Here is a 13,658-nt window from a genome sequence, read left to right as displayed (position 1 = left end):
TAAACATTCAAAAATACTTTTAATTAAGAGTAGTAATCGAGACAATCAAATTATTTTTATGATTGCTATCTTAAAATGACTGCATATCAATTTTATTTAATAGATTAGCGGCTGATACATTTTATGGATTTAGAGCTATTAATTTTACAATTTCAAAAAAAGGACGTTAAAGCCTATGAAAAACTATACAATATGTATTGTGATAGTATTTCTGGTGTTGTAAATAACATTGTTAAAAATGATGATGTTGCACAAGAAATAACGCAAGATGTCTTTATAAAAGCCTGGAATAAAGCAGATTCTTATTCTGCAAAAAAAGGCCGTTTTTTTACGTGGATACTAAACATAGCAAGAAATGCAGCTATCGATTATACACGTTCTAAAAAATTTAAACAGTCTAAACAAAACCATAACTCAGATTTTTTCGTAGATATATTAGAAACCAGTGATAGTTTAGATACTGCTACTGATACAATTGGCTTAAAAGAATTTGTTACCAAATTAGGAGACAAATGTAAAGCAGTAATTGAATTATTATATTTTAAAGGGTTTACACAAAAAGAAGCCTCTGAAGAATTAGAAATGCCAATTGGCACCATAAAAACAAGAAATAGAAATTGCATAGGCGAATTACGCACCATGCTTGGAGTTTAAATAATGAATATAAAAGAATACATAACATCTGGAATTTTAGAACTGTATGTTGCAGGCTCGCTTTCTGAAAAGGAAAACGAGGAAGTGCATGCTAAAATTAAAGAATATCCAGAAGTATTGGCCGAAGTTGTATCCATAGAAAAAGCAATTGCAAAATTAACAGCCGCTGCTAAAAAAGATGCTCCATATTCATTTTCAGAAATAAAAAATCAATTAAAAGTTGAAGAAACAAAAGTAATCTCTATTACAAAACCGAAAACAAATTGGTTACAATATAGTGGTTGGGCTGCTTCTTTATTAATAGGAAGTGTACTTATCTGGACACTTACACAAAACAAGCAACTTAAAGATCAGGTTGCTACAGAAAAACAACAATTAGAAGAACAAATAGACAAAGCTTCTAACAGCTTAGCAGAAGCAGAAAAATTAATTGATATCTTTAGAGATAAAGACATTGTTTCTGTGCCTCTGGCGGGTCAAAAAGTATCTCCAACATCTTATGCAAAGGTATATTGGGATAAAAAAACAAAGAGTATTTACTTAGATGCTAAAGGATTACCAACACCTCCAAAAGGAAAGGTATACCAAGTTTGGTCTTTAAAATTAAGTCCTTTAACGCCTACAAGTTTAGGTACAATAGACACTTTTATGGCAGATACAAATAAAATATTTACCATAGAAAATGCCAACGAATCTGAAGCATTTGGTATTACTTTAGAACCTGCAGGTGGTAGTGCATCTCCTAATTTAGAGCAACTGTATACTTTAGGAGCAGTAGCTTCTTAGGTTTATTATAATCATCATTTTTTTTACAATTTTATTGATTAAAAATATTTTTTTCATACTGAACTTTACTCCGTATCTAATCTACTGAAAGTCAATAATATTATCAAACTAAAAGAAATACAGCTTGATAAATTTTACTACCTTTAAATAACCTTATTCAATAAATTAAAGGACATTTAAAAGTATAATCATCTAAAAAAACTAACTTTGCCCACTACTTTATAATTCTGAACTTTATAGATTTTTAATACATCCGAATATGTATTAATATTACAAGTCTTTTATGAGTACAGGATAAACGAAAACAAATGTTTAGACATCAAGGTAAAAGCAGAACTTTAAAACATAATTTAAGAATTGCAACCATACTTTCTTTTGTAGCTGGTTTTGTAAATGTGAGTGGTTTTTTAGCTTTCAAACAATTAACTACAAATGTTACAGGTCATTTTGCATTGTTTATATATGACGTAGCTAATTTTGATTTTTGGAAAGGAACGATTTACTTCCTCTATATTTTTTCGTTTTTATTTGGTTCTTTTTTATCTAGCTTTCTAATAGAAAGATACAATGAGAACAAAAAACTAAATGTATTTGTATTGCCAACAGTTATTGAATGCCTTGTTTTAATTTCTATAGGGCTTGTTAGTAATTTTATGGAATTAGAATACGCAAACCTTATTACCTGTTTGTTACTTTTTGCTATGGGGTTACAAAACTCGTTTGTAACAAAAATTTCTAATGCAGTAGTAAGAACGACACATTTAACTGGTTTATTTACAGACTTAGGAATTGATCTTTCTTTATTATGTTTTCCTAAATTGGCACCACAAAAAAAATTACTGAAATCTAATATCAAACTTCGTGTTTACATTATTCTATTCTTTTTTGCAGGCGGATTAATAGGTGGGTTTTTCTATTCTAAATTAGATTTAAAATTAAACACTTTAATTCTAGCTGCACTGTTTTTATTAGCAAGCTTATTCTTTGATGATTTTAGGTATAAAGTTATAAAAACGAGGCGAAAATATTATCAAAAAAAGAAAGCCTAATAACGTATAAACTAAAGCATCCCTCCTATTAAATGAATTCTTTAGAAGGAATATAATTAACTGCATAGAATTTAGTTTAAAAATAACTGATATGTCTGGTTGAACTCAGTAGATACCTATTTAATAGTCTAATAGTTCTCGACTAAGCTCGAACTGACAATAATAAATTTAATCACTAAAAAAATATAATAAGTAGAATTAAATAAAGAGCATGTATTTACCTACTTCTAGACTTCTTTTTTTAAATCTTAAACAAAAAAAAAGGCTTCCTAAATAGAAAGCCCAAACTAAAGAAAAAAGAATACTATTAATTTCTTAATAGCTCTTTTTTTAAAATTGCTTCATTAATATTTACTTTAACGTATTTATGACTATTAAAAAATTTCTTTTTAGAAGCTAACTCAATTGTTGCTACTAGATTTCCATTTTTTTTCTCTTTGATTGATTTAATTTGAACTTTTTCTCCTTTTACATTTTTGTAATTTGCAAGCCCACCTTTTTTTATAATAAAGTTTGCTCTAGGAAAATCTATATGCTCATAATTATTATTACTCACCTCTCCAACAACAAAAACATCTCCTATTTTGATGTCTGAATTAGAATTTTGAGAATACATAATACTTGATAAAAAAACGAATAAAAAACTGAATAATAGGTTATACTTCATAAGAAAAAAAATTAATATTAGTAATAAATCAAAAATAACGAAAATCTATAAAATTACAATATCAATAAAATAAGAAATCTTTATTATTGAATAATTAAAAATTATCCTATAAAATAAACGATTTTAGCAATATTTAAGTTTTTTTTTAAACAATTAAATTTGCATAATTCTCAATTTATTTTTAAGAGGTAAGTGCTATTGAAAAGATGACACTTTTAAATATCATAACACACTGATAAATAGCTGTTACAATATTTGTTATAAAAAAAACTATATTAGCTAAAGAATCGTTTTACACCTAAAAACACCTTCACCCCATAAAAAAATCCTATAAATGAGAAATATAATCTTCTACTTTTTACTTGTAACAATTACAATCGGATGTAAAAAAGGTATTGTTTACAATGATACAGTTCCTAAACATGATAGTTTAACGATTGCTTCTAAATTTGTAAATGAAGACCGAATCATTAATATTTGGACGCCACCAAATTACAACCAAACATTAGATAGCTTACCTGTTTTGTATATGCCTGACGGCGGAATTAAAGAAGATTTTCCGCATGTAGCAAATACATTAGCTAAATTAATTAAAGCAAACAAAATACCTCCTTATATTTTAGTAGGAATAGAAAACACCAAACGTGGAAGAGATTTATGTGGCCCCACAAATATTGAATATGATTTAAGTTATATACCAAATGCTGGTGGTGCAAACAACTTTAGAAATTTTATTAAAAATGAATTATTTACAGCAATTGATAAAAAATATAGAACAGCTACTAAAAAAGCTATTATTGGTGAATCTTTAGCAGGATTATTTGTGGTTGAGACCTTCCTTTTAGACAACAACATGTTTGATGACTATATAGCAATAGATCCTTCTTTATGGTTTAATGAAAGCTACTTGGTGAATAATTTTGAGAACTTATCTAAAGACAATTATAATAACAAAAAAAAACTATGGTTTGCTGGTTCTGATGCTGTTGATATTTCTAAACATACTAAAACATTAAACAACAAATTAAAACAACCTGATAAGAACTTAATTTGGAAATATTCAGACGAACCAAACGAGCAACACAATACCATTTTTAGAGCTACCAAAGAAAAAGCATTAATCTGGGCGTTAAACAACTAAATAAACAACATAATTAGTATTTATTACAAACAACAAAAAATGTCTATCACATTGCTGTAATAGACATTTCATCAAACTAAAAATTAACTTATTAATTTTCGCTTTCGCGGAAGTACTAGTTTCTCTTATAAATACAAGAAAAAACCTTTATAAATTTCTTTCAATTAAAACGTATACGTTATGGTTGCTTTGGCAAAAAACGGTGTTCCTGGTGTAAAATGAATTTCTTCTACAGCATCTGTTTCATTTTGTAACCTGCTTTCTGTTGCAAACTGAGTTTCATTCCACTCAACATCAAAAATATTTTCTAAAGCAACACCAAAAGTAACATCTTGATTCACTTTATAATTAATGTTAAAATCACTTACTACATATCCTTCTGCAGTAATAGTGTTATCCTCATTTGCTGCTCTATCGGCTAAATAACGGTAACGCAATCCACCAGAAAACTTCCCTAAATCAGTAAAAGACAAACCACCTGCCATTGTAAAACTTGGTGCTAACGGAATGTAATCTTCTCCGTCTTCTGCTTCTAAACTTCTTGCATGTGTAACTGTTGCATCTGTATCAAAATAAATATGATCTGTTAATTGGTAACGGATTCCTACATCCAATCCAAAACGCTCAGATTCTCCAGATGGTTCAACAATACCAGCATCACCAACATACACAAATTCTTCTTCAGAAAACAAATACCAAGCAGCCGTATTTACCACTAAATTTTTAGTAGGTTTCCAGATATTTCCTAGGTCTGCTCCGTATGCTCTTGGCAAAACTTTATCTGCATTTTCTTGTAAAACAACTCTTGCATCGTTAGAATGAAAACCAATTCCTGATTTTAAAAACCATTGTAAATTATCATTCTGCGTGTATAAAAAGTTCAATTTAGGATTTACAATTGCTTTTGTTTTACTCAATGTTTCATACGTTGTACTTAAAGCATCATTGTATAAAAACTTAAAATAATCTAAACGAACAGAAGGTGCTATTTTAAATTTTCCAATCTCAAATTCTGAGTTAAAAAACGCATATAAATTGCTTTGTTTTACATCTCCTAATTGAATGTTATTTAACAATTCGCTTCTGTTTTTTGTGTGCGATAATTCGTTATCAGAAATTAAATCGTAACGCAAACCCATCCCTTTTGTAAACTTCGCCTCTACATTTCCATACTCTTTAGTACTAATGATCTTGGCATTCATTCCGTAGATACTTCTATCCTCAAATTGTTTAATTTGATCTCCGTTTACAGCATCCTCTAAAAAGAAAGTAAAGTTAGAATACAGTTCAAAATCATATTTAGAATAAAATGTGTTTGCTTCTAAAATAGCACCATTATCTAATGTCTTTTGTAATTGCGCATTTAAATTAGATCTAGAAGTAGAACCACCTTCTGTATCATCAATAGAACCAAAACGATTTATCAATCCGCTTTCTACAGCTCTAACGGGTACTTGACCAGAAGCATCCCAAGAACTTGTAAAGTGAGAAGCTGTTAGTGTTAACTTATCTCTTCCGTTTAAAAACGTATTGTATTTTGCAAAAAGATTTAATCTATTAAAGTTTTGCGGAGATTCATAAGCACCATCAAACTCTATATATTCTACAGCAACATACGCATCGTTGTTTTTAGAGTTTTCTAATAAATTAAACATACCAACGGTTCTTAAAGAATTAAAATCTCCATAACCAACAGATATCATACTTTTATCAATAGCTGTTTTTGTATCAAAATTTACATAACCAGCAGTATTAAAATCTCCTTGATTTGCATAATAAGGTCCTTTTCCAAAATCTATTTTTTGTATGGTTTCTGGTATTACAAAATGCAAATCAGAATATCCTTGTCCGTGTGCATGAGAAACCATGTTTATTGGCATGCCGTCTATAGAAAGCGCAATATCTGTTCCGTGATCTATATCAAAACCTCTTAAAAATATTTGTTCTGCTTTTCCTCCTCCAGCATGCTGACCTATAAATAAACCAGGAACTTTTCTTAAAATTTCTTGAGAATTATTTACTGGATTTACTTGTACATCTATATTTGTTAAGGTTTGTAACGCATTTATTTCTTTACGCAATACCAATTCTTCTAATTGAAAAATTTTTGTTTCTAGGTTTATGGTAATTCCGTTTTTTAAATCTTGTTCAGTTACTTTTAATGTCTTTGTACCAAAACCTAAAATACTTATCTGTAATATATTATTTACAGTTGTTTTTTCAAGAATAAAACTTCCAGCTTCATTTGTATGTGTATGTAAATTAGAATCTTGGTTGATTATATAAACGTTTTCTAAAGGTTCATTTAGCGGATTTAAAACAATCCCTTTTAACTGCTGACCGTAAGAATGTAAACAGCCTGTTATCACAAAAAATAGTAGTAATTTGTTCTTCATATTTTTAAAATTTTCGCGAATTTATATATTTTTTATGTTAATTTCTGTTAAAGGACCTAACTCTTATATAGCACTTATTAATTTAGTTTTTAATTTTTGGCTTCTTAAAAAAATCCATTCATTTTCATTTAAGGCAAGTGCATTTAAATAGGCTTTCTAAGGGCCTTAAATGCTACTTGCATGTCTATAACAATCAACCAAATTGGTATAAATCCACTCCCTTAAATAGATGTTGCTTGTAAATTTTGAAATCTTCAAAGAAGTTTCTAAATATATAGGACGAAAAGATTGTCACGCTTTTAACAAAAGATGTTTTATTTTAATTATTTTTGAAATCCTTTGTAAACAGAGAGAAAACAGTTGAAAAAATACTACATTATTAAAATAAGTGTAGTATTGTAAAAGAAATCTATATAAAATTTGAAGAATAACGATAAAAACACTTCTTGGAAACACCGTATTCATGAAATTATTTATGAAGCCGACACAAAAGCTGGTAAATTATTTGATGTTGTCTTATTAATAGCCATTCTTGCTAGTATTTTATTAGTGATGCTAGAAAGTATTGAAAGCTTCGACACAAGGTATCACACTTTTTTAAACATAGCTGAGTGGGTTATTACCATCCTTTTTTCAATTGAATATATATTAAGAATTATCTCCATAAATAAACCTTTTAAGTATATCTTTAGTTTCTATGGTATTATAGACCTACTTTCTACCATTCCAAAATACCTTTCATTATTTTTAGTGGGCTCTCATCATTTAGCGGCTTTAAGAGCTTTACGACTGTTAAGAGTATTTAGAATATTAAAACTAGCGAGATATGTTGGTGCTTCTAACAGATTATTAATCGCTTTAAAAATGAGTAGAACCAAAATTTCGGTCTTCTTATATTTTGTAGTGATACTATGTGTTATTTTAGGTACAATTATGTACATGATAGAAGGTCCCGAAAACGGATTTACAAGCATACCCACAAGTGTTTATTGGGCAATAGTTACCTTAACAACTGTAGGTTATGGAGACATTGCTCCACACACGCCTTTTGGTCAGTTTCTTGCAAGTATTATTATGATATTAGGATACGGTATTATAGCCATTCCTACAGGAATTGTTACAGCAGAAATGACAAAAAGCGCAAATAATAGCGTAGATACAAATACACAAGCTTGCCCAAATTGCTCAAAAGAAAACCATAAAGATGGTGCTCAATTTTGTTATAACTGTAGTAGTAAATTAAACTAAATGACTTCTAATAATTATTTAATTACCATTGTTGGTCCTACTGCAATTGGTAAAACAGCCTTAAGCATTCAATTAGCAAATCATTTTAAAAGTGCTATAATTTCTTGCGATTCTAGACAGTTTTATAAAGAAATGACCATTGGTACAGCAGTACCAGATGCAGATGAATTGGCAGCTGCAGAACATCACTTTATACAAAACAGAAGTATTTTTGAAGATTATAATGTAGGCTCTTTTGAAAGAGACGCCCTTGCAAAATTAAACGACCTTTTTAAAGAAAACCCAATTCAGATTATGGTTGGTGGTTCTGGTTTGTATGTAGATGCCGTTTTAAAAGGATTGGATTATTTCCCTGAAGTAGATTCTAAAATAAGAGAAGCCTTAACTCTTAAATTAGAAAAAGAAGGTGTAGCAGTATTGCAAGAACAATTAAAAGAATTAGACCCAGAAACTTACAATGTAATTGAATTACAAAACCCTAAACGGGTGATGAGAGCCTTAGAAGTTTGTATTGGTTCTGGCATTCCCTACTCCACTTTTAAAAACAAGCCCAAAGCACCTAGAAATTTTACTTCCATTAAAATAGGTTTAGACGCAGACAGAGAAATTATTTATAATCGTATTAATATGCGCGTAGATATCATGATAGAAAACGGCTTGCTAGAAGAAGCTAAAAACTTATATCCACATAAAAGTCTAAACGCATTACAAACGGTTGGCTATAGAGAATTGTTCTCTTATTTTGATGGTGATTTTACCAAAGAATTTGCCATTTCAGAAATTAAGAAAAATACCCGAAGGTTTGCAAAACGACAAGGCACTTGGTTTAAAAGAGATAAAACAACCTTGTGGTTTGATTATCAAACAGACATAAACACTATTATTGCTAAAATTTCTGATAAAATTAACATATCAAAACCGTAAAAACTTTTGTAATTCATTCGCTTTTATATCTTTGTTGCACAAAAAAATCAAAATAACATGAAATCAAAAATTATATGTATTGCCTTTGCTTTAATTAGTTCTATTTCTATTGCACAATCTAAAGTAGGTACAGTAGATAGTGAATATATTATTAACCTAATGCCTGAAACAAAAATTGTATCAGAAAGATCTCAAAATTACGGAGCAAAATTAGATTCTTCTTTTACCATAAAAGTAGAAACTTATAAAGCTAAAATAGAAGCTTTTAAAAAGAATGAAAAAACGCTTGGAGAATTAGCAAAACAAGCTGAATACAAAGAATTAGCAGAAATGGAAGCTGATATTAAAAAATACCAGCAAAACGGAAACCAATTAATGCAATTAAAGCAAGACGAATTAATGAGACCTTTATATAAAAAATTAAGTAATGCTATTGCTACTGTAGCTAAAGCTGAAGGGTACACTCAAATTTTAACCATGACTGGTAACGAATTTGCTTACATTGATACTAAATTTGATATTACAGAATTAGTCTTAAAAAACTTAGGAATTGCAATTCCTGTTGCAGAAGGGAAATAAATTTTTCTCTCAAAATATTTACTATAAAGCCTCACAGAAATGTGAGGCTTTTTTTGTTAAAAGAAATAAATATTTCTATGACTCTATTAAACTTAAGATAGCTTTACGTGAAATCTCATTAGTTAAATTTTATAAATGATGTTCCTATAAGTGATTTCTCTAAAAGGTCGAAATTATAGAAGTCATCTAATTCGTGGACTATTTTGATTAAATACAAAGGGCACTATACCGTTTATACTCTGATGTATCTTTTTTGGTTTTAATGGTACAAACCCTCACAATTAGAGCACTTTTCGAGAGGAGTCCCATAAAGTTGCTCTGGTTTTTGGTAATACTGTTATGCGACTTCTCTTAAAACCGAAATGACAAAAATGAAGTCTTTTTAAGGTTGATAATTAACAAATTACTGTTAATAAGTTAATCTATATAAACACCATATAAATTGTACTTTTATCATGAAAAATTCTTCCCTTATTTGCTATGAAAGAATTTCAAACAAAAAACTTAAATAATTGAGCATATTTCCCTAATAAAGGAAGATATGAGGAGTTAAAGTAAGTATATAAACAAGTTGTATGCAATGTGAACAGCACCTTTATGATTGACAAAAAGATTTATAGATATTCAAATGTCGAATTATTTGACATCATAAAAAACGGAACTGACAAAACTGAAATTAAAAAAGCAGAATCTGAATTTAATTCTCGGAATTTGACAAAGGAACAAAAAACTGAAATTGAATCTGATTACTTAAAATATAAGAAATTTCAAAATGACCGAAAAGACAAACCTCTAACAAATGAGGAAATGTTTTCTTTTTTCATTTTACCTTTTTTTACGACAAAACCGAGATGGAGAGAAGACCATTTTACGGAATCTGAAATGGAACGATTTGAAAAATATGGTTTTGAAAAAAAATATCGACAAGCACAAAAAATAAGAGCTTATGGTTATTTATTTTGGTTTTTGTTAATTATTTGTGCGACTCTGATTTTTATAAAACTGAATGAATAAAAAACACTGCATACAACATTGTATATAAAAAATTGCTATTTTGTGCTTAACCAATGTTAGTTGCTTTGTTTGCTAGCTTCTGATTTTCCTTCGGAAAATCCTCGCACACAAACACGCAACATTTCATATACGTAACCGTTGTGCATAATTTGAGAAAACTGACGAATTGAATAGAAAAATAGGAATTATATTGACCATTTTACTTCTGATTTCTTGTAAGAATTCGGAAAAAACAGAAACGGAAAACAATTCTGATTCTGAAAATGAAATCACTCAATCGGAATTTAAAAAAGTGGAATCGCAAAATTCGCTGAACTTGGAATACCAACTTTTAGACGAAAATGATGAGCAAATAAATTTTATGAGTTTAAAGAAAATGCCTGAATTTCCTGGCGGACTAGATTCTCTAACAATATTTATTCAAAATAACTTTGCTTTTAAACAAGGGTTTATTGAAAAAGTTGAGGGAAAAGTTAAAGCGACATTTGTTGTTGACACATTAGGAAAAGTTGTTGATATTGAAATTATAGAAGGATTTAAAAATCATATTGACAAATCTTGCTATGATGTAATTTCAAAGTTACCTGACTGGAAACCTGCTGAATTAACTAAAAATAAAAAAGTTAAAGTGAAATTCCTTTTACCATTTAAATTTGTACCGGAGAAATAAAAAACTATGCACAACACAGTATATAAAAAATTGCTGGTTTTGTGCTTAAACAAAGGTCGTTGCACGTTTGCTACATTTGATTTTCCTTCGGAAAATCCTCGCACACAAACACGCAACTTTCCATAGACTAACACGTTGCCCACAATTTGAAAAAACATCATCGAAACATATTAACCTTTATTTTATTTATGGGATTTTTAAGTAAAATCTTCGGACAATCTGAACCGAAAAATGAATATCAACCTGATTGGACATTTTACTTTTCGAATGTAAATGACAAATTAAGTTCAATTGCAACCGATTTGAATTTAATGAATGTTGCGCCAATAAAAGGACAAGAAATTGTAGTTTATGTTTCAATCAAAATGCCTAATCCGAAAGATAATGGATTGTCGAGTAACGAAGATGCGGATGAATTATCGAAAATTGAAGACGTAATAATAAGCGGATTTGACAAAAAAAATCTGAATTACACTTTTGCTGGTCGATTGACTTCTAATGGATTTCGAGATTTGTATTTTTTTGGAGAAAACACGATTTTAATGGAAAAAGAAGTCTCATCTGCAATGACCCAATTTCCGAATCACAAATTTGACTTTGGACATAATGAAGATAAAGAATGGAACGGATATTTTGACTTTCTATATCCTTTGCCAAGACAAATGCAAATAATCCAAAACAGAAGAGTTCTCGAACAATTAGAAAAAGGTGGAGACAAACTAACGAAAGAAAGAGAGGTTTTTCATTGGGTTTATTTTAAAACTCAAAATGAAATTGACCAATTTGAGAAATTTACAAATGATTTAGGTTTTAAGACAAAAAATAAAGGAAAAACAGAACAACCGAACGAATATAAGTTTGTTATTCAAATATCACGAATTGACAAAGTTGGTTATGACGAAATAGATGAATATACATTGGAATTATGGCAAAAAGCATCTGAATTAAATGGAGATTATGATGGTTGGGAAACATCAATTGAGGAATAAAAACTGTGGGCAACACCGTATATAATTTATTGCTTGGTTCTCGCCTACTTACGAAAATCCTCGCGGATTTTGAACTGCTCCCAAAAAGTTAGACACTATTTGAGGGTATTATTATGGGAAGAAAAGTCAAGTATGATTACGCATTTAAACTTCGATGTGTAAAGCAAGTTTTAAAAAATAACCAAACAGTTGAAGATGTGTCTAAGTTATATGGTTGTCATCATACAACCCTTCATGATTGGATTCGATTTTATGAAAAATATGGTAAAAAAGCACTATTACCAAGAAAAACAAAAGTGTATAGCATTCCTTTTAAACTTAAAGTTTTAAAAGCTATTGACAAAGATTCATTATCTTTCAGTCAAGCTTGTTTAGAATTTAATATTCCTACAAAATCTGTAATTATGAAGTGGCAACGTAATTATAAAAAAGAGGGTATTATAGGCTTAAACATTAAACCTAGAGGTAAACCAAAATCTATGCAATTTAAGAGGGCTAAAAAAAAGTCTAATAAACCTTTAACAAGAGAAGAGGAACTTTTATTAGAAAATGAATCATTACGTGCAGAACTGGACTTGCTAAAAAAGTTACAGGCCTTAATTCAACAAGAGCAAAACAAAAAGCAAAAGCCATAACAGAATTAAGGCATAAGTATGATTTAGATATTTTATTATATCATATGAACATGGCAAGAAGTAGTTATTATTATCATCATAAAAGAAGTCTTATAGTTGATAAATATAAAGAGATAAAACTATTGATTCATCAAATATATCATCGTCACAAAGGAAGATATGGTTATAGAAGAATCTCTTTAGAAATCAACAAAACAGGAACTCTAATAAATCATAAAACAGTACTCAAGTTAATGCGTGAATTAGGTTTAAAAAGTTTAGTCAGAGCTAAAAGATACAAGTCTTATAAAGGGCAAATAGGCGAAACAGCTCCTAATATATTACAACGAAATTTTAAAGCTATTAGGCCAAATAAAAAATGGGCTACCGATATTACAGAATTTAAAGTTTTAGGAAAAAAACTATATCTATCTCCAATAATTGATCTCTTTAATAGAGAAATAATAAATTATCAATTATCTGAAAAACCTGATTTTAAACAAGTAGCTATTATGCTGAAAAAGTCTTTTAAGAAAATACCAGATCAAACAAATTTAATATTACATTCAGATCAAGGATGGCAGTATCAAATGAAACAGTATCGAAGATTATTAACAGAAAAAGGAATTACTCAGAGTATGTCTCCTAAAGGAAATTGTTTAGATAACGCTGTGATAGAAAATTTCTTCGGTATTCTAAAATCTGAATTGTTTTATATAAATAAATACAAGTCGATATCTCAATTAAAAAAAGAGATTAAAGTGTATATAAAATATTATAATAATGAGAGAATTAAACAAAATTTAAAGGGAATGAGCCCGATTGAATATCGAGCTAATTATTATCAAAATTAATTATAAATTTGTCTAAACATTTGGGTGCACTTCACTTTCTATTCGGTTTTTATTTGCTAAATTACGTGCTAAA

14 protein-coding genes are annotated in these 13,658 nt (G+C 29.1%); 12 read left to right on the top strand and 2 right to left on the bottom strand.

Annotated elements, in window-relative coordinates; genetic code table 11:
- The first annotated feature begins 123 nt into the window (after window positions 1-123).
- The 3 genes from H0I27_RS08530 (at window position 124) to H0I27_RS08520 (ending at window position 2,489) form a co-directional block, all read left to right on the top strand.
- Window positions 124-654, top strand: a complete 531-nt coding sequence (locus tag H0I27_RS08530; protein ID WP_218733627.1) for an RNA polymerase sigma factor — start codon at window positions 124-126, stop codon at window positions 652-654.
- 3 nt (window positions 655-657) lie between these two features.
- Window positions 658-1,440 (top strand): anti-sigma factor, encoded by a 783-nt coding sequence (locus H0I27_RS08525; protein ID WP_218733625.1) that lies wholly within the window; start codon window positions 658-660, stop codon window positions 1,438-1,440.
- A gap of 308 nt (window positions 1,441-1,748) precedes the next feature.
- Window positions 1,749-2,489: a YoaK family protein gene (locus H0I27_RS08520; protein WP_218733623.1), complete on the top strand. Its 741-nt coding sequence runs from the start codon at window positions 1,749-1,751 to the stop codon at window positions 2,487-2,489.
- Window positions 2,490-2,796: 307 nt separating this feature from the next.
- Here the strand turns inward: H0I27_RS08520 and H0I27_RS08515 are convergent, their stop codons facing one another.
- The gene (locus tag H0I27_RS08515) at window positions 2,797-3,156 is read right to left on the bottom strand and encodes a dihydroorotase (RefSeq protein WP_218733622.1); all 360 of its coding nucleotides are present in this window, start codon (window positions 3,154-3,156) and stop codon (window positions 2,797-2,799) included.
- A gap of 334 nt (window positions 3,157-3,490) precedes the next feature.
- On the opposite strand from H0I27_RS08515, the gene H0I27_RS08510 reads away from it, so the two are divergent.
- On the top strand, window positions 3,491-4,297 hold the full coding sequence (locus tag H0I27_RS08510) for an alpha/beta hydrolase (RefSeq protein WP_218733620.1): 807 nt from the start codon (window positions 3,491-3,493) through the stop codon (window positions 4,295-4,297).
- A gap of 164 nt (window positions 4,298-4,461) precedes the next feature.
- On the opposite strand, the gene H0I27_RS08505 is transcribed toward H0I27_RS08510, so the two are convergent.
- The gene (locus H0I27_RS08505; RefSeq protein ID WP_218733618.1) at window positions 4,462-6,693 is read right to left on the bottom strand and encodes a TonB-dependent receptor; all 2,232 of its coding nucleotides are present in this window, start codon (window positions 6,691-6,693) and stop codon (window positions 4,462-4,464) included.
- A 420-nt stretch (window positions 6,694-7,113) separates the two neighbouring features.
- On the opposite strand from H0I27_RS08505, the gene H0I27_RS08500 reads away from it, so the two are divergent.
- From H0I27_RS08500 to H0I27_RS08465, 8 genes are all read left to right on the top strand, one after another.
- Window positions 7,114-7,941 (top strand): ion transporter, encoded by an 828-nt coding sequence (locus H0I27_RS08500; protein WP_218733616.1) that lies wholly within the window; start codon window positions 7,114-7,116, stop codon window positions 7,939-7,941.
- On the top strand, window positions 7,942-8,865 hold the full coding sequence (miaA, locus tag H0I27_RS08495; RefSeq protein WP_218733614.1) for a tRNA (adenosine(37)-N6)-dimethylallyltransferase MiaA: 924 nt from the start codon (window positions 7,942-7,944) through the stop codon (window positions 8,863-8,865).
- A gap of 57 nt (window positions 8,866-8,922) precedes the next feature.
- A complete protein-coding gene (locus H0I27_RS08490) occupies window positions 8,923-9,444 on the top strand; it encodes an OmpH family outer membrane protein (RefSeq protein ID WP_218733612.1) in 522 nt (173 codons plus the stop codon).
- A 597-nt stretch (window positions 9,445-10,041) separates the two neighbouring features.
- Complete coding sequence (locus H0I27_RS08485; protein ID WP_218733610.1) at window positions 10,042-10,458, top strand: hypothetical protein; 417 nt, start codon at window positions 10,042-10,044, stop codon at window positions 10,456-10,458.
- Window positions 10,459-10,624: 166 nt separating this feature from the next.
- A complete protein-coding gene (locus tag H0I27_RS08480; RefSeq protein WP_218733608.1) occupies window positions 10,625-11,128 on the top strand; it encodes an energy transducer TonB in 504 nt (167 codons plus the stop codon).
- Window positions 11,129-11,316: 188 nt separating this feature from the next.
- The gene (locus H0I27_RS08475; protein WP_218733606.1) at window positions 11,317-12,117 is read left to right on the top strand and encodes a DUF695 domain-containing protein; all 801 of its coding nucleotides are present in this window, start codon (window positions 11,317-11,319) and stop codon (window positions 12,115-12,117) included.
- A gap of 113 nt (window positions 12,118-12,230) precedes the next feature.
- The gene (locus H0I27_RS08470) at window positions 12,231-12,752 is read left to right on the top strand and encodes a helix-turn-helix domain-containing protein (protein ID WP_025562376.1); all 522 of its coding nucleotides are present in this window, start codon (window positions 12,231-12,233) and stop codon (window positions 12,750-12,752) included.
- Window positions 12,671-13,585 (top strand): IS3 family transposase, encoded by a 915-nt coding sequence (locus tag H0I27_RS08465; protein ID WP_218733824.1) that lies wholly within the window; start codon window positions 12,671-12,673, stop codon window positions 13,583-13,585. Before H0I27_RS08470 ends, H0I27_RS08465 begins: the two co-directional genes overlap by 82 nt.
- Window positions 13,586-13,658 lie beyond the last annotated feature (73 nt).

The sequence above is a fragment of the Polaribacter sp. HaHaR_3_91 genome (assembly GCF_019278525.1).
In the GTDB taxonomy this organism is placed as follows: Bacteria; Bacteroidota; Bacteroidia; order Flavobacteriales; family Flavobacteriaceae; genus Polaribacter.
The sequence above is the reverse complement of the archived record's forward strand: the minus strand, read 5'-3'. Positions and strand labels throughout refer to the sequence as shown.

Excerpts from the sequence above, each read along its gene's own strand:
- H0I27_RS08470 (WP_025562376.1), top strand. The coding sequence starts at position 12,231 with ATGGGAAGAAAAGTCAAGTATGATTACGCATTTAAACTTCGATGTGTA.
- H0I27_RS08485 (WP_218733610.1), top strand. The coding sequence starts at position 10,042 with ATGATTGACAAAAAGATTTATAGATATTCAAATGTCGAATTATTTGAC.
- H0I27_RS08475 (WP_218733606.1), top strand. The coding sequence starts at position 11,317 with ATGGGATTTTTAAGTAAAATCTTCGGACAATCTGAACCGAAAAATGAA.
- H0I27_RS08530 (WP_218733627.1), top strand. The coding sequence starts at position 124 with ATGGATTTAGAGCTATTAATTTTACAATTTCAAAAAAAGGACGTTAAA.
- H0I27_RS08510 (WP_218733620.1), top strand. The coding sequence starts at position 3,491 with ATGAGAAATATAATCTTCTACTTTTTACTTGTAACAATTACAATCGGA.
- H0I27_RS08515 (WP_218733622.1), bottom strand. The coding sequence starts at position 3,156 with ATGAAGTATAACCTATTATTCAGTTTTTTATTCGTTTTTTTATCAAGT.
- H0I27_RS08525 (WP_218733625.1), top strand. The coding sequence starts at position 658 with ATGAATATAAAAGAATACATAACATCTGGAATTTTAGAACTGTATGTT.
- H0I27_RS08490 (WP_218733612.1), top strand. The coding sequence starts at position 8,923 with ATGAAATCAAAAATTATATGTATTGCCTTTGCTTTAATTAGTTCTATT.
- H0I27_RS08520 (WP_218733623.1), top strand. The coding sequence starts at position 1,749 with ATGTTTAGACATCAAGGTAAAAGCAGAACTTTAAAACATAATTTAAGA.
- H0I27_RS08505 (WP_218733618.1), bottom strand. The coding sequence starts at position 6,693 with ATGAAGAACAAATTACTACTATTTTTTGTGATAACAGGCTGTTTACAT.
- miaA (WP_218733614.1), top strand. The coding sequence starts at position 7,942 with ATGACTTCTAATAATTATTTAATTACCATTGTTGGTCCTACTGCAATT.